The 24,365-nt window shown below is 71.7% G+C and carries 20 protein-coding genes; 2 read left to right on the top strand and 18 right to left on the bottom strand.

Annotated elements, in window-relative coordinates; genetic code table 11:
- Positions 1–63: 63 nt before the first annotated feature.
- The 6 genes from NE236_RS12725 to ftsZ all read right to left on the bottom strand — a co-directional run bounded on the left by NE236_RS12725 (position 64) and on the right by ftsZ (position 5,968).
- A complete protein-coding gene (locus tag NE236_RS12725; RefSeq protein ID WP_252842118.1) occupies positions 64–1,779 on the bottom strand; it encodes a hypothetical protein in 1,716 nt (571 codons plus the stop codon).
- Positions 1,780–1,919: 140 nt separating this feature from the next.
- Positions 1,920–2,855, bottom strand: coding sequence for a DivIVA domain-containing protein (locus NE236_RS12720; protein ID WP_252842117.1), 936 nt, complete (start codon positions 2,853–2,855; stop codon positions 1,920–1,922).
- A gap of 50 nt (positions 2,856–2,905) precedes the next feature.
- Entirely contained in the window at positions 2,906–3,187 is a 282-nt protein-coding gene (locus tag NE236_RS12715) for a YggT family protein (RefSeq protein WP_252783080.1), read from the bottom strand.
- 21 nt (positions 3,188–3,208) lie between these two features.
- Positions 3,209–3,727 (bottom strand): cell division protein SepF, encoded by a 519-nt coding sequence (locus tag NE236_RS12710; RefSeq protein WP_252842116.1) that lies wholly within the window; start codon positions 3,725–3,727, stop codon positions 3,209–3,211.
- Positions 3,728–3,827: 100 nt separating this feature from the next.
- Positions 3,828–4,526: a YggS family pyridoxal phosphate-dependent enzyme gene (locus NE236_RS12705; RefSeq protein ID WP_252842115.1), complete on the bottom strand. Its 699-nt coding sequence runs from the start codon at positions 4,524–4,526 to the stop codon at positions 3,828–3,830.
- A 2-nt stretch (positions 4,527–4,528) separates the two neighbouring features.
- Entirely contained in the window at positions 4,529–5,968 is a 1,440-nt protein-coding gene (gene ftsZ / locus NE236_RS12700; RefSeq protein ID WP_252842114.1) for a cell division protein FtsZ, read from the bottom strand.
- 447 nt (positions 5,969–6,415) lie between these two features.
- On the opposite strand from ftsZ, the gene NE236_RS12695 reads away from it, so the two are divergent.
- Positions 6,416–7,648, top strand: a complete 1,233-nt coding sequence (locus NE236_RS12695) for an RNA-guided endonuclease InsQ/TnpB family protein (RefSeq protein ID WP_252842113.1) — start codon at positions 6,416–6,418, stop codon at positions 7,646–7,648.
- A 44-nt stretch (positions 7,649–7,692) separates the two neighbouring features.
- Here NE236_RS12695 and NE236_RS12690 read toward each other — a convergent pair whose 3' ends face one another.
- From NE236_RS12690 to mraZ, 12 genes are all read right to left on the bottom strand, one after another.
- A complete protein-coding gene (locus NE236_RS12690) occupies positions 7,693–8,478 on the bottom strand; it encodes a cell division protein FtsQ/DivIB (protein WP_252842112.1) in 786 nt (261 codons plus the stop codon).
- Positions 8,479–8,548: 70 nt separating this feature from the next.
- A complete protein-coding gene (gene murC, locus NE236_RS12685; protein ID WP_252842111.1) occupies positions 8,549–9,946 on the bottom strand; it encodes a UDP-N-acetylmuramate--L-alanine ligase in 1,398 nt (465 codons plus the stop codon).
- Entirely contained in the window at positions 9,943–11,040 is a 1,098-nt protein-coding gene (gene murG / locus NE236_RS12680; protein WP_252842110.1) for an undecaprenyldiphospho-muramoylpentapeptide beta-N-acetylglucosaminyltransferase, read from the bottom strand. The genes murC and murG overlap by 4 nt, the downstream gene beginning before the upstream one ends.
- 48 nt (positions 11,041–11,088) lie before the next feature.
- Positions 11,089–12,339: a putative lipid II flippase FtsW gene (ftsW, locus tag NE236_RS12675; RefSeq protein WP_372494329.1), complete on the bottom strand. Its 1,251-nt coding sequence runs from the start codon at positions 12,337–12,339 to the stop codon at positions 11,089–11,091.
- Between the two features lie 48 nt (positions 12,340–12,387).
- Positions 12,388–13,797 (bottom strand): UDP-N-acetylmuramoyl-L-alanine--D-glutamate ligase, encoded by a 1,410-nt coding sequence (murD, locus tag NE236_RS12670; protein ID WP_252842109.1) that lies wholly within the window; start codon positions 13,795–13,797, stop codon positions 12,388–12,390.
- Positions 13,782–14,840 carry a phospho-N-acetylmuramoyl-pentapeptide-transferase gene (gene mraY, locus NE236_RS12665; protein WP_252842108.1) on the bottom strand — a complete coding sequence of 353 codons (1,059 nt, stop codon included), beginning with the start codon at positions 14,838–14,840 and terminating at the stop codon, positions 13,782–13,784. The genes murD and mraY overlap by 16 nt, the downstream gene beginning before the upstream one ends.
- Positions 14,837–16,234: a UDP-N-acetylmuramoyl-tripeptide--D-alanyl-D-alanine ligase gene (locus NE236_RS12660; protein WP_252842107.1), complete on the bottom strand. Its 1,398-nt coding sequence runs from the start codon at positions 16,232–16,234 to the stop codon at positions 14,837–14,839. Before NE236_RS12660 ends, mraY begins: the two co-directional genes overlap by 4 nt.
- Positions 16,235–16,297: 63 nt before the next feature.
- Positions 16,298–17,851, bottom strand: coding sequence for a UDP-N-acetylmuramoyl-L-alanyl-D-glutamate--2,6-diaminopimelate ligase (locus tag NE236_RS12655; RefSeq protein WP_252842202.1), 1,554 nt, complete (start codon positions 17,849–17,851; stop codon positions 16,298–16,300).
- A 47-nt stretch (positions 17,852–17,898) separates the two neighbouring features.
- Entirely contained in the window at positions 17,899–19,656 is a 1,758-nt protein-coding gene (locus NE236_RS12650; RefSeq protein WP_504915077.1) for a peptidoglycan D,D-transpeptidase FtsI family protein, read from the bottom strand.
- A gap of 221 nt (positions 19,657–19,877) precedes the next feature.
- Positions 19,878–21,062 (bottom strand): cell division protein FtsL, encoded by a 1,185-nt coding sequence (ftsL, locus tag NE236_RS12645; RefSeq protein ID WP_252842105.1) that lies wholly within the window; start codon positions 21,060–21,062, stop codon positions 19,878–19,880.
- Positions 21,059–22,126, bottom strand: a complete 1,068-nt coding sequence (gene rsmH / locus NE236_RS12640) for a 16S rRNA (cytosine(1402)-N(4))-methyltransferase RsmH (protein ID WP_252842104.1) — start codon at positions 22,124–22,126, stop codon at positions 21,059–21,061. Before rsmH ends, ftsL begins: the two co-directional genes overlap by 4 nt.
- Positions 22,127–22,455: 329 nt before the next feature.
- Complete coding sequence (gene mraZ / locus NE236_RS12635) at positions 22,456–22,887, bottom strand: division/cell wall cluster transcriptional repressor MraZ (protein ID WP_252842103.1); 432 nt, start codon at positions 22,885–22,887, stop codon at positions 22,456–22,458.
- A 521-nt stretch (positions 22,888–23,408) separates the two neighbouring features.
- Between mraZ and NE236_RS12630 the strand changes: the two genes are divergently transcribed.
- Positions 23,409–24,365, top strand: coding sequence for an AAA family ATPase (locus NE236_RS12630; RefSeq protein ID WP_252842201.1), 957 nt, complete (start codon positions 23,409–23,411; stop codon positions 24,363–24,365).

Below are 24,365 nucleotides of genomic sequence, written 5' to 3'. Positions count from 1 at the left end.
CCGCTACCGCAGCCGGCAATCCCCGGGGAGCCTCAGGACCAGAGCCCAAAAACCCGGGGTCGGTCAGGGCCGAGTAGTCGACTCGTCGTCGGGCTGGCAGACCAGGCACGGGGTGCAGCCGCGCTCCCGTGCCTCCTCCCGTGACAGGGTCTCCAGGTCGTCGGCGTCGTCGGCGATGTCCTCGATCAAGGCGCAGTCGGGCCGGTGGTAGCGCTTGGTGCCGCTCAGGATGCGCACGGTCGTCGTGGCCGAGGCCGAGGCCGTGGCGTCGCCGGAGTCGGCCCCCGGCTGCGCCTTCTCCTCGGCGTCCGTGTCACCGGAGGACTCCGTCGACGACGTCGAGGCTTCGGCGTCACGGCCGTCGTCCGTGGCGTCCTCGGTGCCGGTGACGTCCTCCGTGTCGGTGGTGTCTTCCGTGCCGGTGGCGTCTTCCGTGCCGGTGATGTCCACGGCCGCCGACTCGGGGGCGGCCTCGTCTTCGAGGGGCTCCTCGTGGTGCTCGTCGTCCTCGCCACGCTCGTCGTGTGCGTCTGAGGAGAGGGGCTCGGCCTCGACGGCCTCGGGCTCGGATCCGGCGGCCTCGGCGTCGTCCGCCTCGGTGTCCCGCGCCTCGGTGTCCGCGAGCTCGGTCTCCGGGGCCTGGGAGGATTCACGCTCAGAACCCGCGCGCTCGGCGGTCTCGGGCGTCGCCGACCCGGCGTCCGCGGTCTCGGCGGTGCCACCGTGCGGGTCGCCCTGCGGCTCCGCGACCTCGATCTCGTCCTCGGCCTTCGCGGGCTCGTCGTCCGGGTGCCCAGTGTCCGGGGATGCGGCTTCGACCTTCTCGTCGTTCGCCTGCTCGGCGGGCTCCCGCTCGGACTCCGCGACGTCGTCGTCGGTCTTCTCCGCCGCGGCGTCGCTCTCCACGCGCTCCACTGGCTCGAACAGCGACCGGCTGCGCCGTCTCGATCGCTCGACGAGCGACTCGGTGGCGCCTTCGTCCGTGCGGTCCGAGCTCGTCGGCTCGGCCGGCTCGACGATCGTGGACTCGGCGTCGCCGCCGTCCGTCTCCGGCTGCCCGGTCGCCCCGCCTTCGCGGGTCGTGGCCGCACCGGCCGCAAGGGCGTCGCGCTCCTCGGCGGACGGCCGCTCGACGGTGGGCGCCTCCCGGGTGACGGGGATGTCGGTCCGGGTCACCTCGACCGGTTCGAGGGCCGCGCTCTGCGGCCTGGTGTCGGTGTCCGCGGCCGCGGGCGTCTCCGCGGGCCGGTCGTCGACGGGTTCGCTGTCGGTGAGGGCCGCGCGCGCGGCGAGGGCGGTGTCGGGCAGACACGCGGTGCAGGCGGTGAAGCCTTCCTCACGCGCCTCGACGAAGGTGAGCTCTTCCTTGTCCCGGCCCGCGAGCTGACGGCAGGTCTCCAGGTGGTACCTCTTGCGGCCCGGGACGACGTAGACGGTCGTCTCGGCGGGCACGTCGGTCGCGGTCGCGGACGCCGCCGGAACGATGGGCGCGTCCTCTCCCGCTCCGACCCTCGCCTTGGCCTTCACCGGCCTGGCGGTCGCCCTGCCAGCGGACGCCTTGGCGTTCGCCGGGGCCACGGTGGTGCCGAACAGCTCCTTGCGGCGGAGGAACACCCCGACGGCGAGGAAGAGGGCGGAGACGATGCTGACCCCGATGGACACGTAGATCAGCTTCAGCCCGTCAAGACCGAGAATCTCATGCCCGGTGTTGCCCGTGACGATGCCCGTCACAAGGAGAGCGATCGCCAGGACGACGAGCACGCCACTCAGGATGATCACACAGGTCTCCCTCTACCAACCAACCGTCGTACCGGAGATGCGCAGCAACGCTAGCGCAACTTCGGCCGGTTCGGCCGCCTCCAACCGGCTACCACTTGATTTCGGCCGCAAACCACCGGCCGGAAATCCCGTGGCCTGGATCAGCGCCGGTCGTGCGGGTTGTCGGCGGTGTGGAAGCTTCCGGTGGCGCCGTGCTGAGCGTGCTGCGGCTCGGCCTGCGGCGGCTGCGGGAAGGGGTTCGCTCCGGTGTTGCCCGGGCCGACGCTCGGCTGACCGTTGCGCTGCATCTCGGGGTGCGGCGGCGGAGGGGCGACGGCGGGCTGTGCCGGCTGCGGACCCGTGTTGCCCGGCCCGACGCCGAACGGCCCGGCGTGACTGCCGGCCTCCAGCTCGCGCAGCTGGCCCTCGAGGTAGGCCTTGAGACGGCTGCGGTATTCGCGCTCGAAGGCGTTCAGGTCGTCGACCATGCGCTCGAGCTCCTCGCGCTGCTGGACGAGCGAGCCCATGGCCTGGCGGTGGCGCTCCTGCGCGTCGCGCTCCAGCGACTCGGCGCGGGCGCGGGCCTCGCTGACGATCTGCTCGGACTGCCGGCGGGCCTTGCCGAGGATGTCCTCGGCCTCACGCCGGGCACGCCCCAACGTCTCGTCGGCCTCGCGGCGGGCGTCGGCGATCGCCTGGTCGGCGGTCTGCTGCGCCAGGGCGAGCACGCGGGCGGCGGTGTCCATGTTGTCCTCGCCGGGCGTGGCCATCGGCGGAGGGGGAGCCTGCGGGACGGGCGCCATGCCGAGGCCGCCCATCATCGGCTCGGGCTCGGGCTTCGGCTCCAGCGGCTTGGGCGGCTCGGGCAGATGCGCGATCTCCGGTTTGGGCTCGACGATGGGAGCGGCCATCGCCGGGACCTTGCCGCGCAGGCACTCGGCCAGCTTGGCGCGCAGCTCCTCGTTCTCCTGGATGAGCCGGTCGAGCTCAGCCTCGACTTCGTCGAGGAACGCGTCGACCTCCTCTTCGTCGTATCCCGGCCGGAGCCGGGTTGTACTGAACTGCTTGTTCCGCACATCCGCGGGTGTCAGCGGCATCTGGTCTCCTTGGCGCGCTTGGAGTCTGTCCCCGAACGGACGGTACCCGATCAGAGCGGCTGGACAATGATGATCAAGAACCAGACCACGAAGAAGAGAACCGTGAAGCTCAGGTCGAGTGCAACGTTACCCAGCCGGACGGACGGGATGAAACGGCGCAGGAGCTTGAGAGGCGGGTCGGTCACGGTGTATGTGGCCTCCGCCAGCACCAGCACCACCCCTCTGGGCCTCCACGACCGGGCGAACGCCTGGAGCGTCTCGAAGACCATCCTGCCGATGAGGAAGAGCAGGAAGAGGTACAGCGGGATGCTCAGATAATTTCCAAGATTCACGAACACTCTCGCTTGCGGCTGTCAGCTCTGATTGAAGAACCCTCGTTCTGCCATACGGGCCTTGTCCTCGGCGGTCACCTCGACATTGGCTGGGGACAACAGGAACACCTTGTTCGTAACACGCTCGATGCTTCCGTGCAGGCCGAATATGAGACCAGCGGCGAAGTCGACGAGACGCTTGGCGTCACTGTCGACCATCTCGGTGAGATTCATGATCACCGGGGTCCCCTCCCGGAAGTGCTCTCCGATCGTGCGGGCCTCGTTGTAGGTCCTGGGGTGAAGCGTAGTGATACGAGCGAGGTCGGACACGGTTGACTCCCCAACTGGGGGCCGCCGCTCAGGACCGAACGGCTTCTGCTCCTCCTCGGCGGGCGCCTGGACTCCGGTAGGCTGGCCTGCCGAGTCGTCGGTTCCGCGTTCAAGCCGACGCCGCTCGGCGGCCTCGTCGTCATAGACGTCGTAATCATCGTAATCGTCGTCGTAGCGGTCGTCCTCCACGAGGCCGAGGTAGACCGCCATCTTGCGCATCGCGCTGGCCATACGCCCCCTCCGTCGTCCGCCGACAGGAGATCCCTGCGGGAAGCTTCCGCTCGCTGATCGTTACGTTTGAACGCGGACGCCAAGGTCCACGCTGGGGACATTACCTGACGATTGCCCGTCGTCCTCCGAGCAACGCCGTACCGACACGGACGTGTGTCGCGCCACACGCGATCGCTTCTTCCATGTCGCCACTCATTCCGGCAGAAATCATCTTCGCCTCGGGATGGGCCGTCCGCAGCGCCGCGGCGATCTCCGCCAGCCGGGCGAACGCCGCGGCCGGATCTCCGCCCAGCGGCGCGACCGCCATCACGCCCGCGAGAGTGAGGCCGGGGGCCGAGGCGATCGCGTCGGCCAGCGCCGGCATCCCGTCGGACCGGATCCCGCCCCGGCCCTCGGCGTCGTCGAGCGCCACCTGGACGAGACAGCGGATCGACCGGTCGGCACGGACCGCCGCGCCCGACAGCGCCGTCACGAGGCGCTCTCGGTCGATGGAGTGCACCACGTCGGAGTAGGACACCACCGAGCGAGCCTTGTTGGTCTGCAGCTGCCCGACGAAGTGCCAGGTCAACGGCAGGTCGCGGCACTCGGCCGCCTTCTCGGACGCCTCCTGGTCACGGTTCTCGGCGACGTCGGTGACGCCGAGCCCGGCCAGCAGGCGTACGTCCGAGGCGGGGAAGGTCTTCGTCACCGCGATGACGGTCACCTCGTCGGCGGACCGGCCGGCCGCGGCGCAGGCCTTGGCGACGCGCTCGCGGACGGCCGCGAGGTTGGCGGCCAGCTGGTCTTCACGGCTCGGCATCGCTATTTGAGGAAGTCCGGGACGTCCAGGTCGTCGTCCTCGTCGAAGACGACGGGGCGACGGCGGACCGGGTCGGTGCCGAGGCGCGCCGCGGCCGGCTCGTTGGCCGGACGCGGCACCTTAGGGCGGACCGCCGTCTCGCCCGAGGCGGGACGCGGCGGCGTCGCTCCGGTGTCGCCGTCGGCCGGCTTGCCCGCCGACGGCTCGCGCTTGGCGTCCTCCGGCTTGGGCGGGTCCGCCTTCGGCTGGTCCTGCTTCGCCTCCGCCGACTTGGCGTCTCCCACCGCCGAGGTGGGGCCGGGCTCCCGGTGCGAAGTGGACGTGGGCAGCGGGACGGGTGCCGGCGCGGGGATCGCCGCGACGCGGGGTGGCGCCGGTGGTGGCGGCGAGGGTGGGGTCACCGGCCGGGGCGGCGTCACGGGCGGGGTCGCCACGGCCGGGCGGCCCGGTGACATCCGCTTCGGCTCGGCCTGGGGCGCCGGGGCGCTCTCCGGCCTGACCTCGTCGAAGCCCGCGGCGATCACGGTCACGCGGACCTCGTCGCCGAGGGCGTCGTCGATGACCGCGCCGAAGATGATGTTCGCGTCGGGCGCGGCCGCGTTGGACACGAGCTGCGCGGCCTCGTTGATCTCGAAGAGCCCGAGGTCGGACCCACCGGAGATCGACAGGAGGACGCCGTGGGCGCCGTCGATGCTGGCCTCCAGCAGCGGGCTGGAGATCGCCATCTCGGCGGCGGCGACCGAGCGGTCGTCCCCGCGCGCGGAGCCGATGCCCATGAGCGCGGAACCGGCCCCCGACATGACCGACTTGACGTCGGCGAAGTCGAGGTTGATCAGACCGGGCGTCGTGATCAGGTCGGTGATGCCCTGAACACCGGAGAGGAGCACCTGGTCGGCCGCCTTGAACGCGTCGAGCACGCTGACCTGGCGATCGGAGATCGACAGCAACCGGTCGTTCGGAATGACGATCAGCGTGTCGACCTCGTCGCGGAGCGTCTCGATGCCGGCCTCGGCCTGCATCGCGCGCCGCTTGCCCTCGAAGCTGAACGGGCGGGTGACCACGCCGATCGTGAGCGCGCCCAGAGACCGGGCGATGTTGGCCACCACCGGAGCGCCGCCGGTGCCGGTGCCACCGCCCTCACCGGCGGTCACGAAGACCATGTCGGCGCCCTTGAGCACCTCTTCGATCTCCTCACGGTGGTCCTCGGCCGCCTTCCGCCCGACATCGGGGTTGGCGCCCGCGCCGAGGCCGCGGGTGAGTTCACGGCCGACGTCGAGCTTGACGTCGGCGTCGCTCATCAGCAGCGCCTGGGCATCCGTGTTGATCGCGATGAACTCGACACCCTTGAGCCCCTCTTCGATCATTCGGTTGACGGCGTTGACGCCGCCGCCGCCGATGCCGACGACCTTGATGACCGCCAGGTAATTCTGCGGTGCTGCCACGACGAGGGGCCCTTCCGCTCGCTCTATCGAACCGGTCGGCGTGACACCGTTCCGGTATTTCTTCCTGAATTCACGTACATTGGCGGGCCGGAACCCTCACCCTCAAGTTGAGACTTACAGTTATGTCAACCTAGGGCTGATACGGACAGTAGGGGCGCCCCACTGCAGGGTCAACTAACCCGGCCCTGAGCACACCGGCGTGTCGCGCGACACCCCAGTCATCCCATTTCATCCGATCCGGTGCGCGCCGTTCCCACCGCGCAGAGACAAGTGTCCCGCGACCGGGGATCGTTCGCCACTCGGTGATGCGGTCAGGGCCGATCGCCTCCGTACTCCTGCATCCGGCGTCCCTGCATCCCCGGACCCGGCGCCCTACCAGCCCCACCGTGGGCACGTGACGCGCCGAACCGTTTCGCCGAGATGCAGGCCGCGGTATGATGCGGCACTATGCAGTTAAGATACGCTTATCGCCTTGACCCGACCCCCGGGCAGCGTGTCGCACTGGCCCGGGCGTTCGGGTGCGCTCGGGTGGTGTTCAACGACGGCCTGCGTGCCCGGCGGGACGCCCACGCGGCCGGGCTGCCATACATCTGCGATGGGGAATTGTCCAAGCGGGTCATCACCGAGGCGAAGAAGACTCCCGAGCGGGTCTGGCTGTGCGAGGTCTCGGCTGTGGTGCTTCAGCAGGCGCTGGCCGATCTGAACGCCGCCTACCGGAACTTCTTCGCTTCTCTGGGCGGGAAACGGAAGGGGCCGAAGGTGGCCGCGCCTTGCTTCCGGTCAAGGAAGGACAACCGGCAGGCGATCCGCTTCTCCAAGAACGCCCGCTTCGCCATCACCCCTGGTGGGAAACTGCGGTTGCCGAAGATCGGTGATGTGGCGGTCCGCTGGTCCCGCTCCCTACCGGCCGAACCGTCCAGCGTGACGGTGGTGAAGGACGCGGCCGGACGGTACTTCGCCTCGTTCGTGGTCCAGGTCGGCGAGCAGTTCCTCCCGCCGGTCGAGGACGAGGCCGGGATCGACCTGGGCCTGTCTCACTTCGCGGTCCTGTCGGACGGGCGGAAGATCGACTCCCCGCGCTTCCTGCGCCGGGCGGAGAAGAAACTCAAACGGCTGCAGCGGGCACTAGCCAGCAAACAGCCCGGATCGAATAACCGGGACAAGGCTCGCTTGGCCGTGGCCCGCCAGCACGCGAAGGTCACCGACGCGCGCCGGGAGTTCCATCACCAGCTTTCCACGAAGCTGATCCGCGAGAACCAAGCGATCTACGTGGAAGACCTGGCTGTGAAGGGACTGGCACGCACCCGGTTGGCCAAGAGCGTGCACGACGCCGGCTGGTCATCGTTCCTCGGAATGCTGGAGTACAAAGCCCGTCTGTATGGGCGGAGTGTCCACCGGATCGACCGGTGGTTCCCCTCTTCCAAGCTGTGTTCGGACCGCGGTACCGCCCGGCAGTCCATGCCGCTGGACGTCCGGGAATGGGCCTGCCCGTGTGGGGCGGTCCACGACCGGGACGCCAACGCAGCCAAGAACATCCTCGCCGCCGGACGGGCGGAGAGGCTAAACGCCTCCCACATCAGTGGGCGGGACGGCGCAAGCCGTCCCGGTGGAGGGCAAGTAAGACCACCCCACCAGGTGGCACAGCCCGTCGAAGCAGGAAGCCACAGAGGTGCCGCATGAAACGGCACGGACTGAAGCCCCAGCCTTTCAAACTGGGGATCGCGTCAACTGGTGGTGACGACCTCGGGGGAGCTGACATCGATCGTCTTCACCCCGCGCTGCTGCGAGTCGCCCAGCAGGCCGTGCAGCAACCGGAGTTTGTCGGGCCCGCGCTCCGGAGCGCCCCACACGACGGTGACGCCGTCCGCCAGCCGCAACGTGACCGCCTCCGGCGACAGGACCTCCGCGCCGGCCACGCGCCGGCCGAGCCACGGAGGCAGCGCCCGGAGGACGGACAGACCGGCCCGGAGCGCCGGATCGCTCTGCGTGGGATTCGCCACGTTCAGCACCGGCAGCCCGCGCGGACGGGCGGCGGACGTGAGAACGGTCACGCCGTACCGGTCGATCTGGAGGAACCGGTTGTCGCGCTGAACCACGACGATCGGCGTGCGCTCCCGGACGACGATCCGGACCGTCGTCGGCCACCGGCGTTCGACGTGGGCGGTCTCCACCGCCTGCACCGCCTCCACACGGTCGCGGACGACACCGGTGTCGAGTCTGGCCAGGGGCTCCCCCAGGCGCACCCGTGCCGCGGCGATCACCTCGTCGCGCGAGACGAGCCGCTCGCCCGTGACGTCGATCCGCCGGACGACGAGCAGCCGTGACCCCAGCAGCACCCACGTCGCCGTGCCGAGCACCCCCGCCACGAAGAGCCCGACGAACAGCACCTTCCACCGGTTGGGACGACGCCGAGCGGGCGGCGGCCGGTCCGGCGAGTCCGTCTCCGCTCCGGGCGCACCGCCTGAGGGGGGACGGCTCCCCCCGGCCCGCGAGGTGGCCTCGGCGTCCATGGTCACGCCTCCTCACTCGCTCCAGGGCCGCACCACGGGGAGTGCGCGTGGTGCCCCCGGAGACGGCCGCTCAGGCGCCGAGCAGCCGGAGGATCTCCGGTCCGAGCCTGGTCACGTCCCCGGCACCCATCGTGATGATGACGTCCCCCGGGACGGCCATGGACGCGACACGCGCGGCCACCGCGTTTTCGTCCGGTTCGTACGTCACCCGTTCGTGGGGGACGGCCTTGGCCACCAGCTCACCGGTCACCCCGGGGATGGGGTCCTCGCGGGCCGGGTAGACGTCGAGGACGACCGCCTCGTCGGCGAGCCCGAGCGCCGCGCCGAACTCCGTAGCGAAGAACCGCGTCCGGCTGAACAGGTGCGGCTGGAAGACCGCGACGATGCGTCCGCCGCCGAGCTGCTCGACGTAGTCGCGGGTGGCGCTCAGGTCGGCGGCGAGCTCGGTCGGGTGGTGGGCGTAGCTGTCGAAGACCTTGACGCCGCGGGCCTCGCCCTTCGGCTCGAGACGGCGCCGCGCCCCGCCGAACCCGGCCAGGCCCTCGGCGAGGGCGGCCGCGTCGACGCCCAACTCGACGGCCACGGCGTACGCCGCCGCGGCGTTCTGGGCGTTGTGGCGGCCCGGCACGGTGAGCGCGAACTCCCGCCCCGCCACGGTGAACCGCGAGCCGAGCCCGCGGGGGGTGAAGCCCTCGACGCGGTAGTCGGCGTCGGCGGCCTCGCCGTAGGTCCGCACGGTGAGCCCGCGACGGGTGCCCTCCTCACCGAGCGAGCGCGCCCCGGGATCGTCGGCGCACACGACGAGCAGGCCGCCCGCCTCGATCCGCCCGACGAAGTCGGCGAAGGTCTCCTTGACCTTCTCGAAGCCTCCGTAGTTGTCGAGGTGGTCGGCCTCGACGTTGGTCACGATCGCGGCGTGGGGCGTGAACATGAGGAACGACCCGTCGCTCTCGTCGGCCTCCGCGACGAACAGGTCACCGGAGCCCTCGCCGGCGCCGAGCCCCGTGGTGACCAGCTGGCCGCCGATGCAGTACGACGGGTCGGCGCCGGCGTGCTGAAGGGCCACGGTCAGCATCGAGGTGGTCGTGGTCTTGCCGTGGGTGCCGGCCACGGCCACGGCGCGGCGACCGGCCATCAGCGACGCGAGCGCCGCGGCCCGGTGGAGCACGCGCAGGCCGCGATCGCGGGCGGCGGCCAGCTCCGGGTTGGTCTCGCGGATGGCGGTGGAGACGACCACCGTCGCGGCGTCGCCGACGTGCTCGGCGGCGTGCCCGACGTACGTCGTGGCGCCGAGCTCACGCAGCTCGGTCAGCAGGTCGGAGTCCCTGGCGTCACTGCCGGAGACCGGGATGCCGCGACCGAGCATGATGCGCGCGATCCCGGACATGCCCGCCCCGCCGACCCCGACGAAATGGACCCTGCCCAGCCGATCGGCGGGGAGGATCTCGACCGGTGCGACGAGGCTCATGCGTGCGTCCCCGGGGACTGCGCGACCACCTGGGCGACCAGGCGGGCGAGGGCGACGTCGGCGTCCCGGCGGCCCATGCGGGCGGCGGCCTCCGACATCTGGGCGACCCGCTCGGGTTCGCCGAGGATGGGGAGGACGTTGGCGCGGATCCAGTCGGCGCTCAGCTCGCTGTCCTCGACGAGCAGGCCGCCGCCGCCCTTGACGATCGGGTCGGCGTTGAGCCGCTGCTCGCCGTTGCCGATCGGCAGCGGGACATACGCCGCGGGCAGCCCCACCGCGGTCAGCTCGGCGCACGTGATGGCGCCGGCCCGGCACATGGCGAAGTCGGCGGCGGCGTAGGCGAGGTCCATCCGGTCGCAGTACGGCAGCATGATGTAGGCCGGGTCGTCGGGGGTGAACTCCGGCTCGGCGAGGTTCTTCGGGCCGACGATGTGCAGGATCTGGATGCCGGCCTGCCTGAGTTGCGGAACGGCCTCGCCGATCGCCCGGTTGAGCGAGCGGGCGCCCTGCGAGCCGCCGAACACCAGCAGCGTCGGCAGGTCCGAGCGCAGGCCGAAGTGGGCTCGCGCCTTGTCGCCCATGCCGAGCCGGTCGAGCGTGGCGATCTCGCGGCGCAGCGGGATGCCGACCACCGCGGCGTGCGGCAGCGGCGTTTCCGGCGAGGCGACCGCCACGTGGTCGGTGAAGCGTGCGCCGAGACGGTTGGCCAGGCCCGGGCGCGGGTTCGCCTCGTGGACGACGATGGGGATCTTCCGGCGGCGCGCGGCGAGGTAGCCGGGGGTCGCGACGTAGCCGCCGAAGCCGACGAGCACGTCGGCCTGCGTGCGGTCGAGGATGGCCGCCGCGGCGTTGATCGCGCCGGCGAGGCGGCCGGGCACGGTGAGCAGGCGGGGTGTGAGCGTACGAGGCAGCGGCACGGGCGGGATGAGTGCGAGTTCGTAACCCCGCTGCGGCACGATGCGGGTCTCCAGACCCCGCTCGGTGCCCAGGCAGGTCACCTGGACGCCCGGGTCCTCCCGGCGCAAGGCGTCGGCAAGTGCCAGGGCGGGTTCGATGTGTCCTGCTGTGCCGCCACCTGCCAGGACAACCCTCATGCTCGCGCTCCTGATCAATCGACTCGCTCCGTCACGGGTGCAACACCCTCAGCGCTTTGCCAGGCCCAGCCAGCTTAGAGCCATCACGGCCGGTCCCGGACCACGTGCGGCGAGGGCCTGCCGGGCGCCGGGCTCGCGTTTCGCGAACGACAACAGCATGCCCAGCACGAACAAGGTCGGGATGAGGGCGGATCCACCGTACGACACGAGAGGCAGCGGGATGCCGGTAATCGGCAGGACGCCGATCACCGCGCCGATGTTGATGACGGCCTGGCCGATCAGCCAGGCGGTCGCGCCCGCCGCGGCCAGCCGCATGAACGGATCCTTGACCCGCCGGGCGATCCGCAGGCCGGCGTACGCCAGCACGCCGAACAGGCCGAGGACGACGAGCGTGCCGATCAGGCCGAGCTCCTCACCGATGATGGCGAAGATGAAGTCGGTCTCGGGGTGCGGCAGGTAGTTCCATTTGGCCCGGCCCTCGCCCAGCCCGGTGCCGAGCAGCCCGCCCGAGGCGATGGCGTACAGCCCCTGGATGCCCTGGTAGTTGGTGCCGAGCTGGTTGCCGGACGGGTCGAGGAAGCCGGTCAGCCGCGCCATGCGGTACGGCTCGACGACGATGAGGATGGCGACCAGCACGCTGGTCACGCCGGCCATGCCGACGAAGAGGCGGCCCGGCGCGCCCACGACCCACAGCAGCGACAGGAAGATCGTCAGCAGCACGACCGTGGTGCCGAGGTCGCTGCCCAGCATGATGAACAGCACGAGGACGCCGGCGCCCGGCAGGAGCGGGATCAGCAGCTGCCGCCAGTCGGTGAGCTGACGCAGCTTCTCCTTGCGGGCCAGCAGGTCGGCGCCCCACAGCACGAGCGCCAGCTTGGCCGGCTCGGAGGGCTGCAGCTGGAACGGCCCGCCGAAGCTGATCCAGCGCTGCGCGCCGTTCGCGCTCTGCCCGAGACCGGGGGTCAGCGCGACGGCCAGGGCCAGCGCCGACAGCAGCATCAGCGGGTAGGCCACCGTGCGGAACGTCTTGGGCGGGAGCCGGGCGGCCAGCCACATCAGCGGCAGGCCGATGCCGACCCACAGGGCCTGCTTCTCGAACAGCGTGAACGCCGACCCGGTGTTCTGGTACTGACGGACGCTCGAGGCCGACAGCACCATGACCATGCCGAGCGCCAGCAGGAGGAGCGAGCTGCCGAGGACGAGGTAGTAGGAGGTGAGCGGGCGGTCGAGCAGGCCGGCCACGCCGGACGCCCAGGCGCGCGGCCCCGACCGCTGATCCTCCTCGTCGACGTAGGCCACGCTCACGGTCGGCTCCCCCTCCTCATGCGGCACGCGGAAACGCGGGACTCACCCGGCGAGCCGCCCCACGGCCGCGGCGAACGCCTCACCGCGTGCCGGATAGCCGGCGAACATGTCCATCGAGGCCCCCACCGGGGCGAGCAGCACGGTGTCCCCGGGCCGGGCGAGTCCGGCGGCCTCGGTCACGACGCGGTCCATGGCACCAGTGTCGGTGTCGGCGACGTCGACGACCGGGACATCCGGGGCGTGTCGCGCGAGTGCCTCGGCGATCCGCCCCCGGTCGGTGCCCATGAGGACCACACCGCGCAGCCGGTCGGCGCACGAGCGCACGAGGTCGTCCACGTCGGCGCCCTTGAGGAGTCCGCCGGCGATCCACACGATGGAGCGGAACGCCGCCAGGGACGCGGCCGCCGCGTGGGGGTTGGTGGCCTTGGAATCGTTGATGTAGTCGACGTCGCCGACGGTCGCGATGTGCTCGATGCGGTGCGGATCGGGCCGGAACCGGTGCAGGCCCTCGCGGACCGCCTCCGGCGGCACGCCGTACGCGCGGGCCAGCGCCGCGGCGGCGAGGGCGTTGGCGACGTTGTGCGGCGCGAACGGCCGGACGTCGGAGAGCTCGGCCAGCTCGGCCGCCTCGCGTACCGGGTCGCCGGTGAACGCCCGGTCCACGAGGAGTTCCTCGACGACGCCGAGCCGGCCGGGGCTGGGCACGCCGAGCGTGAAACCGACGGAGCGCTCGGCGCCCTCCCCGAGGCGCACGGACCACTCGTCGTCGGCGTTGACCACGGCGAGCGTGCCAGGCGCGAAGATCTTGCCCTTGGCGGCGGCGTACGCGTCGAGCGAACCGTGCCAGTCGAGATGGTCGGCGGCGATGTTGAGGACGGTCGCGGCGAGCGGCCGGATCGAGCTCGACCAGTGCAGCTGGAAGCTGGACAGCTCCACGGCCAGCACGTCGTACGGCTCCGGGCCCGCTCCGTCGCCGCCGGCGACCACCTCGACGATGGGGGTGCCGACGTTGCCGACCGCGATCGTCCGGTGCCCGGCGGCCTCCAGCATCCGGGCCAGCATCCGCACGACGGTGGTCTTGCCGTCGGTGCCGGTGATGGCCAGCCAGGGCGGTGCGTCCGGCCCGCGCAGCCGCCAGGCGAGCTCGACCTCGCCGATGACCTCGACGCCGGCCTGAGCGGCGGTCACCGGCAGCGGCGCCGTGGGACGCCAGCCGGGCGAGGTGACGACCAGCTCGGTCCCCGGCGGCAGGGTGTCACCGTCGCCCAGGCGCACCGTGACGCCCGGCACGGCGGCCTTGGCGAGCAGCGTCTCGTCGTCACGCGCGTCGACGAGGGTGACGTCCGCGCCGCGGGCGGCCAGCACACGGGCGGCGGCGCGGCCGGACAGGCCGGCGCCCGCGACGCACACGCGCAAGCCGCTCCAGGTGACCGTCATCAGTTCGGCATCCATTCGAGGTAGAACAGCGAGAGGCCCGCCGCCACGCACAGTAGCGAGATCAGCCAGAACCGCACCACGATCGTCGTCTCGGCCCAGCCCGACAGCTCGAAGTGGTGCTGCAGCGGCGCCATCTTGAAGACGCGTTTCCGCGTCAACTTGAACGACCCGACCTGGATGATCACCGACAGTGTGATGAGGACCGGCAGGCCGCCGAGGATGATGAACAGCAGTTCGGTCCGGGTCATCACGGCGAGGCCGACGATCACGCCGCCCAGGCCGAGCGAGCCCGTGTCGCCCATGAAGATGCGGGCGGGCGGGGCGTTCCACCACAGGAAGCCGACCAGGGCGCCGAGCACCGCGGAGGCGACGACGGCCAGGTCGAGCGGGTCGCGGACCGTGTAACAGGTCGGTGCCAGTGCGACGTAGAAGCAGCTGTTGCGCAGCTGCCAGTTGCCGATCAGGACGTACGCCCCGAGCACCGTGCCGACCGCGCCGCCCGCGAGGCCGTCGAGGCCGTCGGTGAGGTTCACGGCGTTCGACGTGCCCGCGATCATGATCAGCGCCCAGATCACGAAGAGGTACGGGCCGATCGACGGGCCGAAGTCGCGCAGGAACGACAGGTGCGGGTTGGCCGGGGTGGCCCCGTAGGCGTTCGGGAACCGGAGGGACAACAACGCGAACACGACGCCGACGACGATGATGCCGATCATCTTCGCGCCGCTGCGCAGGCCCAGGCTCCGCTGCTTGAAGACCTTGATGTAGTCGTCGACGAAGCCGACGACGCCCAGACCGGTCATCAGCAGCACCACGAGCAGCCCGGACACCGTGGGCGGCGTGGCCGTGACCGCGTGGGCGACGCCGTAGCCGATGAGCGCGGCGACGATGAAGACGGTGCCGCCCATCGTGGGCGTGCCCCGCTTGCTGAGGTGCGCCTCCGGCCCTTCCTCACGGATCATCTGGCCGTACCCGAGACGGCGGACCACGCGGATCCACACCGGCGTGCCAAGCAGTCCGATGATCAGTGAGAGGGCCGACGCGACAAGGATGGTCCTCACGCCTGGTGCCCCCCTTCGGGCATCTCCAGCACTGCCTGGGCGACCTTCTCCAGCCCGGCGACGCGCGAGCCCTTCACCAGCACGACGTCACCTGGCCGTAGTCTCTCGCCCAGCGCGGCCACCGCCGCGTCGGCATCCTCGACCCGCACGCCTTCTCCCGTCCATGACCCCACTTGTCCAGCACCCTTCAGCACGGACGCGGCGGTCTCGCCGATGGCGATCAGCCCCGTTAGGCCGCCCCGCGCCGCGTGGGTACCGATCTTCTCGTGCTCACTCACCGTCGCCGCACCCAGCTCCGCCATTTCGCCGAGGACGGCGAAGGCGCGCCGGTCACGGGCCATGTGGGCGAGAGTGTCGAGCGCCGACCGGACCGACTCGGGGTTGGCGTTGTACGCGTCGTTGATCACGGTCACGCCGTCGGGGCGCTCGGTGACCTCCATCCGCCAGCGGCTCGCGGGGGTCGCCTCCGACAGCGCCTCGGCGATGTCGGCGACCGGCATGCCGAGCTCGTGGGCGACCGCGGCGGCGGCCAGCGCGTTGCTCACCGTGTGCGCGCCGTACAGGCGGAGCGCGACCTCGGCCGAGCCCCCGGGGGTGACCAGGGTGAAGCGCGGGCGTCCCTCGTCGTCGAGTGACTCGTCCGCGGCGCGCACGTCCGCCTCCGGCACGCGCCCGAACAGCGTGATCCGCGCCGAGGTGCGCGCCGCCATGGCCCGGACGAGGGGGTCGTCGGCGTTGAGGACGGCCACACCCTGGGGGGACAGCGACTCCACCAGCTCGCCCTTGGCCTTGGCGACGACCTCGCGGCTGCCGAACTCCCCGATGTGGGCGCTGCCGACGTTCAGCACGACGCCGATGTCGGGGGACGCCACACGCGCGAGGTGGGCGATGTGCCCGATTCCCCGGGCGCCCATCTCCAGGACGAGGTAGCGGGTGCTCTCGTCGGCGCGCAGGACGGTGAGGGGGTGGCCGATCTCGTTGTTGTACGAGCCCGGAGGCGCGACGGCCGGTCCGAGCCGGCCGGTGAGCCGGGCGAGGAGGTCCTTGGTCGAGGTCTTGCCCGCCGACCCGGTGACGCCGATCACGGTCGTCTCGGGCAGCCGGTCCACCACCGCGCGGGCCAGCGCGCTCAGGGCGGTCAGGACGTCGTCGACGACGATCGCGGGCACCCCGACGGGACGCTCGGCGAGTACGGCCGCCGCACCGGCGTCGACCGCCCGGGCGGCGAAGTCGTGCCCGTCCGCACGCTCACCCCGCAACGCGACGAACAGCGCGCCGGGCTCGGCCTGCCGCGAGTCGATCACGACGGGTCCGCTCACGACCGTCTCAGGGGTGGCACCGTCCATCCTGCCCCGGGTGATCTCCGCGATCCTCGCGAGGGAGAGTGGGATCAAGTCTGCTCCTTGCCGGAAGTCCGAGTGGTCCGTCGTTGCGCGGGCACGCGGCGCCGCGCGCGCTCAGCGGTCATCGGGTCGCTCCCGGCGTTCGCGCAGGACACGCAGGACGCGCCGCATGACCTCCCGATCGTCGAACGGGAGGACCGCACCGCCGACATACTGCCCCTGTTCATGACCTTTGCCGGCGATGACGACGACGTCGCCGCGCCGGGCCCGGCCGGCCGCGAGGGCGATCGCCGCCGCCCGGTCGGGCTCCACGATCACATGCGCCCGTTCGCTCTCCGGCACGGTGAGTACCCCCCCGACCATAGCGGTGAGGATGGCCCAGGGGTCCTCGGAGCGCGGATTGTCGTCGGTGAAGACGGCGACATCGGCGAGGCGCGCGGCGAGTTCCCCCATGACGGGGCGTTTTCCGGTGTCGCGGTCGCCGCCGCAGCCGAGGACGACGATCAGCCGCCCAGGGCCCTCCTCCGCGTCGGCCACGAGCGGCCGTAGCGTCTCCAGGACGGCCTGGACGGCCCCGGGCTTGTGCGCGTAGTCGACCAGGGCGACGAACTCCTGGCCCTCGTCGACGCGCTCCAGCCGCCCCGGCACCCCGGGCAGACCGGCGACGCCGTGCACCGCGGTCTGCAGGGCGATCCCCGACTCGACCAGCGCGACGATGGCGCCCAGCGCGTTGGCGACGTTGAACGGGCCGGGCAGCGGCACCCGCGCCTCGGCCTCCACCCCGCCCGGGCCCACCACCCGGAAGTCGCTGCCGTCCGGCCGCAGCCGCACGTCCACCGCTCGCCAGTCCGCGCCCGGGTCGCCGGCCGCGGAGAACGTCGTCACCGGGATCCTCGCGACGTGGTCGAGCCGCCGTCCCCAGGAGTCGTCCACGTTGACGACGCCGATCCGGCTGTACTCCGGGGTGAACAGCCGCGCCTTCGCGGCGAAGTAGTCCTCCATGGTCGGGTGGTGGTCGAGGTGGTCCTGCGAGAGGTTCGTGAACACGGCGACCTCGTAGAACGCGCCGCCCACCCGGCCGAAGTCCAGGGCGTGGCTGGAGACCTCCATGGCCGCCGCGGTCACGCCGCGCTCGCGCATCAGCGCGAACAGGCCGTGCAGGTCGGTCGCCTCCGGCGTGGTCAGCGCGCTCGGCAGCACCTCGCCGCCGACGCGGATCTCGATCCCGCCGACCAGGCCCGTCTCGTGACCGGCGGCCCGCAGCCCCGCCTCCAGCAGGAACGTCGTCGTCGACTTGCCGCTCGTGCCGGTGACGCCCAGCACGATCAGGTCGCGCACCGGGTCGCCGTACACCCATGACGCCACCCGGCCGAGCACCGCGCGAGGGTCGTCCACGACGAGCACCGGCAGCCCCGACTTCTCGGCCCGGATGCGGCCCTCACGGTCGGTGAGGATCCCGGTGGCTCCCGCCTCGGCGGCCTGCCCCGCGAACACGGCGCCGTGGAAGCGGCTGCCCGGCAGCGCGGCGTACAGGTCACCCGGCAGGACCTTCCGGGAGTCGTGCGTGACGCCGGTCACCATGCCCCGCACCGGCTCGCTCCCCTCGCTCAGGCCGAGGAGGGAGATGAGCCCGGACAGCGGGCGGGCGGGAACGGTCTTGGGTCGCATGAGATCGGGATCGGGTCTGTTGGACACGGCGGAGAGGGTACCGCTGGTCAGCCGTGGTCTGGGGAGATACGGATCTTCTGTGGCCGGCCCGAGCTCGGCGGGACGCGCCGGCTCTGCAGCGCGAAGCTCATCACGTCCTTGAACACGGGAGCCGCCACCTGTCCACCGTAGTAGCCGTTCTGCGGCTTCTGCAGCACGACCTCGACGACGAGCTGCGGGGCGTCCGCCGGTGCGAAGCCGACGAAGGTCGAGGTGTAGCCACCGCCCTCGTACCCGCGGCCGTTGGGGTTCACCCGCTGGGCGGTGCCGGTCTTGCCCGCGACGCGGTAGCCGGGGATCTGCGCGGCGGGCGCGGTGCCCTCCTTGGTGGTGACTCCTTCGAGCATCTTGGTGAGCTCGGCGGCGGTGGTGCTGCTGATGACCCGGCGCTGGGCCGGCTTGGCCGCGGGCGTCAGGTTGCCGTGGTCGTCGGTGGTGCCGGCGATCAGGTTGGGGGTCACGCGGACCCCGTGGTCGGCGATCGTGGCGTAGACGCTGGCGACCTGCAGGGCGTTCACCGACACCGACTGCCCGAACGCGATCGAGTAGCGGTCGGTGCCCCACCACTGGTTCGGCGGCTTGAGCAGTCCGCGACTCTCACCCGGCAGGCCGACGCCGGTCTTCTCGGCGTAGCCGAAGGCCCGCATGTACTGGTAGAGCTGCGTCGGTGTCAGCTTGTCGCTGGCCATGATGGTGCCGACGTTACTGGATTTGGCGAGGACGCCGCCGAAGGTGAGGCGCTCCGTGGAGTGCCGCTCGGAGTCGTGGAACGTCCGGTCGAACTTCGTGATGTGGTCCGGCACGGTGAACACGGTGTCGGGGGTGACGTGGCCGACCTCCAGCGCCGCCGCCGCCGTGACCACCTTGCTGGTGCTGCCCGGCTCGAAGCCCTCGTCGATCGCCCGGTCGCCCCAGTCCGTCGACTTCCAGTACGCGGACGGGTCGAAGGTCGGCGCCGTGGCCATGGCGAGGATCTGCCCCGACCGCGGGTCCATGACGATCGCGGTGCCGCTCTGCGCCTTGGTCGCCTTGACCTGCCGGGCGATGGCCTCCTGCGCCTTCCACTGGATGTCCTGGTCGAGGGTCAGCCGCAGCCCCTTGCCCGGGACCGGCTTGCTCTGCTGGTCCTCGCCCATGGGGATGCGCTGGCCCTTCTCGCTGACCTCCACCTTCTGCCAGCCGCTGCGCCCCTTCAGCAGCTTGTTCATGCTGGACTCCAGACCCGCGCCGCCGTCGCCCTCGGCGTTGACGAAGCCGGCGACGTTGGCGGCCAGCGAGCCGCCCGGGTAGATCCGGCGGTACTCCTGCAGCGTGCCGATGCCGGTGAAGTCCATCGCGGTCACCATGCGGGCCTTGTCCGGCTCGACGTGGTGGATGAGCTCCCGGTAGTGGTCCATCTTCGATCGGGGGGCCAACTTCTGCAGCAGTGTCGCCGGGTTCAGGCCGAACATCGACGCGAGCGTCGTCGCGATCTTGTTCCGGATGTTCGTCCTGTTCTTCTGCTCGTACTGCTGGATCAGCGTGGGGTCGGCGTAGATCACCCGGGCGTCGACCGTCATCGCGAGCCGCTGTCCCTGGGCGAAGGTGATGTCACCGCGGACCGCCGGCAGGTCGATCCGGCTCAGCCGCTGGCGCACGGCCGCCTCGGCGTATCCCTTGGACTCCAGCCCCTGCAGCTGGACGAGGCGCCCGGCGAACAGCGACAGCACGAACGCCACGAGCAGCAGGCCGACGTTCAGCCGCTTGATCGGGTCGCGGCGGACGATGCGGCGCCTCAGAATTGCCCGTGGCGGCCGCGCGGCCGGCTGACGGCCGCCTCGAACGCGCCGGGCGGCCTGCTTGGCACCGCCGGCCCCCCGGCTGCCCGAACGCGCGGAGGATGCCTGGCCACGGCCGTTCTGACCACGACCCACCTGGCCCGGGCCGCTCGCGCGGCGCGGGCCTCCGGGCGGGGAGGGTGCGGCCGGCCCGCGGCCGCGCCGGGCGGTCACCGCGTGCCGCCTCCCTGCCGCGGAGCCGCCGTCTTCGCGTGCGGCGCGGTGCTCCCCCGCCCCGTGGTGGCCTTCTGCCCCGGAGCGGTGGTGTTCTGCCGCGGGGCGGTGGTGTTCTGCCGCGGAGTCGTGCCGCCCGCCGGCGGAACGAGCGCGCCGGGCGCACCCGTGACGGCTCCGGCCGCGGCGGCGGCCACGGCCTCGTCGGACACGCCCTGCGGCCGGACGCCGCCTTCGGTCACCTTCCCGGTGCGCGGGTCGATGAAGGCCGGCCCCTGCGAGTCGACCATGCCGAGGCTGCGGGCCTTCTGGTGGAGGACCTCCGGGTCGCTCTCCCGGGCGATGTCGGCCTGGAGAGCGTCCTTGCGCTCGGCCAGTTGCCGGTTGTCGCGCTGCAGCTCGCTGAGCGTGAAGGCGTCCTGCGCCAGGACGGTGTTGAGCAGCAGGAGGCTGACCAGCGCTCCGCCGAGCAGTCCGACGATGAGCAGGACGAACGGCGCGCGGGCGCGCGGCGGCGCGGGCCGCCGGGGCGCCTGTCGCGGCGGCCGCGTCGCGGCGGTGGTGCCGGCGGGGCGCCGCGTCGTCGTCCCGGTCGTCGCCATCGTGGTCGTCGTCCGCGCTCCGGCGGCCTTCGCCGCCGTGCGGGCCTTCCCTGCCGCCTTGGCGCCCGCCGCGGCCCGGCCCGTCGTCGCGCGCGTGCCCGTCGATGACGCCGTGGTCTTCGCCCTCGTCCGCGCGGCCTCGGTCTTCGTCCTCCCGGTCTCCTCGGTCTTCGCCTTGCCGCGCCCACCGGGCGGCGTGGCCTTCGCCTTCGCCTTCGTCTTGGTCTTCGTCTTGGTCTTCGTCTTCGCCGAGGCGGCCTTCCGCGTCGTCGCCGTGGTGGCGACCGGGGTCGCCCGCGCGGCGTCGCCGGCCCGGCCGGCCCGCGACCCGCCGCGCTCGGCGGTGCCGGTGGCGGCCGTCCTCTTCCGGGAACCGCGCCCGCCGGTCACCGCGTCCTTGGCCTCCTTCGCCGCCTTCGCCGCCTTCGCCGAAGTGTCCTTCGACGGCGCCTTGGCCGCGGTGCGCTCGTCCCGCGGAGGGGCGGCCGTACTCTTCTTCCCGGCATCGCCCGCCCGTGTGGGCGCGTCGTCGCGCCGGAGGCGGCGCCGCCGGGTCTCCGGCGGAGTCGTGATGGTCATGCGATGCCTCCTGCTCCACTCCGCCCGCTCGGCGGCTCTTCACCGAGGGGCATCGCGCCGATGCCTCGCGGACGTCGCTCCTCCCGGATCCGCTCGGCGGCACGCAGCCGTGCCGAGGCGGCCCGCGGGTTGGTCGTGGTCTCCTCGTCGGACGCCTGCTCCCCGCCTCGGGTGAGGAGGCGGAACCGGGGCTGCAGCTCCGGCAGCGGCACCGGAAGGTCCGGTGGTGTCGTGTCGGTGGTGCGCGCGGCCAGCGCGCGCTTGACGATCCGGTCCTCCAGCGAGTGGTAGGACAGGACGGCGATGCGCCCGCCGACGGCGAGGGCGTCGAGGGCGGCGGGCATCGCGCGCTCCAACGCGGCGAGCTCGCCGTTCACCTCCATCCGCAGCGCCTGGAACGTGCGCTTGCCCGGATGGCCTCCCGTACGGCGCGAGGCGGCGGGGATGGCCCCGCGGACCACGTCGACGAGGCGTGCCGTCGACGTGAGCGGGGCGCGCCCCCGCTCACGGACGATCGCCTCGGCGACGCGCCGTGCGAACCGCTCCTCGCCGTAGTCGCGCAGGATGCGCGTCAGGTCTGCGACCGAATAGGTGTTGACCACCTCTTCGGCGGTGAGCCGCTGGGTGCGGTCCATCCGCATGTCGAGCGGCGCGTCGTAGGAGTAGGCGAAGCCGCGCTCGGCCTCGTCGAGCTGGGGGGACGAGACGCCCAGGTCGAACAGGACGGCGTGCACCCGGGCGACGCCCAGGTCGTCCAGGACGCCCGGGATCTCGTCGTAGACGGCGTGCACGAGCGTGAATCGGCCGGTGTACGGCTCCAGCCGGCTTTGGGACCGCTCGAGCGCGGTGGTGTCACGGTCGAGCCCGATGAGCCGTGCCCGCGGGTGCGCGGCCAGCACGGCGATGGCGTGCCCGGCCAGGCCGAGGGTGGCGTCGACGTAGATCGCGTCCTCATCGGAGGGCACCGACAGGGCCGGGGCTAGCAGTGCCAGGATCCGGTCGAGCATGACCGGCACATGGCCCTGCGCGCGCGAGCCCTCCTCGCGCTCATCGTCGCCGTGCATGAAATCCCCCTCAGGACGCCACTGCTCGCGGACAGCGCTGACACCGCGCTCGCTGTCGCCCGTCACCCCTGAGAGAGAAAATCGATCAGGAACGATTGAGGCGGCCGGTGTGGCCGTCTGCCCCGTGGAAGACGCCACCCCTCCTGCTCGGCGGCTCACCGCTCAATGGCTTAACGCCGGCCCCCGTCGGGATTTCGCCCGGCCAGGTCCCCATCCGCTGCTCCGTGAGGAAGAGAATCGTGCAACGGCCATCTGGCACCGGGGAAGGTGCGCCAGCTGGGAGCGGGTGGAGACCTCGCCGAACGAATCCGATCACCGGCGATGGTGCGTCAGAGAATCCCGGGCAGCACCTCCTCCGACAGATCGGAGAACTGCTGTTCCTGGTCGGCCAGGTAGGTCTCCCACGCGATGGCGTCCCAGATCTCCAAGCGCGTGTTGGCCCCGATGACGGCGCAGTCGCGGGTCAGGCCCGCATAGCGCCGCAGCGCCTGCGGAATGGTGATCCGGCCCTGCTTGTCGGGGACCTCGTCTGAGGCGCTGGCGAAGAAGACCCGGCTGTAGTCCCGCACTGCCTTGGCGGTGACCGGTGCGGTGCGAAGCGCCTCGGTGATGCGCTGGAACTCGGCCTCGGGGAAGACGTAGAGGCAGCGTTCCTGGCCCTTCGTGATCACCAATCCCCCTGACAGCTCCTCGCGGTACTTCGCCGGCAGGAACAGTCGTCCCTTGTCGTCGAGGCGCGGTGAGTGAGTGCCGAGGAACATCGGCCCCCACCTCCCGCTTCGCGGGGGGCGTTGCACCATCCCCCACGGCGCCCCACTGTACTCCACTCTCCCCCACGGTCAACGACCAAAACACCGGTCAAACGGCATCTCGCCGCGCGTCTGGCCAGGTCAGAAGAGGGCGTCGCCGTGGGGCGCCGAAGGGGCCGTCAGAGCCGCCCGGCGCGTCGGTGACGGCACCCGGACGGCCCCGGGCGCGGGACCGGGGAAGGGCGGTGGGGAGAAGTGGAGGAGCCAGAAAGATCACTGCCCGTCACCGGTGGAGCGCGGACCGCTCCACAGCGGCCGAACATCCCCGCGAACGGGCCTTCCGCTGCCGCCAAGACATCGCCGGGGAAGGGCCCGACGACGTACTGTCAGTACGACATGGATCAGGTATGACCTGTAACAGAACGATATATCGGGTGGAGTGACCATCCACGGGCGGTGGAGAGGGCCGCGTGCCGCGCACGCCGTTCGGGTGGTCCGAGGAGGGGTTAGTGGCAGTAAGCACGCACGGCGACATCGGCCGGGGACTGGACGGACTGGCCCAGATCTCGACCAAGATCCTCGGAGCCATCGAGTCCGTCATCGAGGGCAAGCCCGACGTCGTACGCCTCGCGCTGACCGTCCTTCTCTCCGAGGGCCACCTGCTCATCGAGGACGTCCCCGGTGTCGGCAAGACGATGCTGGCCAAGGCGCTCGCCAAGTCGATCGACTGCTCGGTGCGGCGCGTGCAGTTCACCCCGGACCTGCTGCCGAGCGACATCACCGGGGTCAGCGCCTACAACCAGGAACGCCGGGAGTTCGAGTTCAAGCCGGGCCCGGTGTTCGCGAACATCGTGGTGGGCGACGAGATCAACCGGGCGTCGCCGAAGACGCAGTCCGCGCTGCTGGAGTGCATGGAGGAGCGCCAGGTCACGGTCGACGGCCACACCTACCCGCTGGACGCCCCCTTCATGGTCATCGCCACGCAGAACCCGGTGGAGATGGAGGGGACCTATCCGCTCCCGGAGGCGCAACGCGACCGGTTCACCGCCCGGATCGCGATGGGCTATCCGGAGCCGAGCGCGGAACTGGAGATGCTCGACGTGCACGGCGGGCCGTCCCCGCTGGACCGGCTGCAGCCCGTCGCGCACGCCGGCGACGTACGGTCGATGATCGAGGTCGTGCGCGAGGTGCACGTCGCGACCGCGCTGCGCGCGTACGCCATCGCCCTCGTCACCGCCACGCGGGAACATCCCGAGCTGCGCCTGGGCGCCTCGCCGCGCGCCACGCTCCAGCTGGTCCGCGCCGCCCGCGCCTACGCGGCCCTGGACGACCGGGAGTACGTCCTCCCCGACGACCTGCAGCGTCTCGCCGTGCCCGTGCTGGCGCACCGGCTGCTGCCGACGGCCGAGGCGCAGGTCGAGCGCCGGACTCCCGAACAGGTCGTCGCCGAGCTGGTCGAGCGCGTCGCGATTCCCGATCACCGGCGCTGA

The sequence above is a fragment of the Actinoallomurus purpureus genome (assembly GCF_024055795.1).
In the GTDB taxonomy this organism is placed as follows: Bacteria; Actinomycetota; Actinomycetes; order Streptosporangiales; family Streptosporangiaceae; genus Actinoallomurus; species Actinoallomurus purpureus.
Note: the sequence above shows the minus strand (reverse complement) of the source record. Positions and strands in the feature narration are given on the sequence as shown.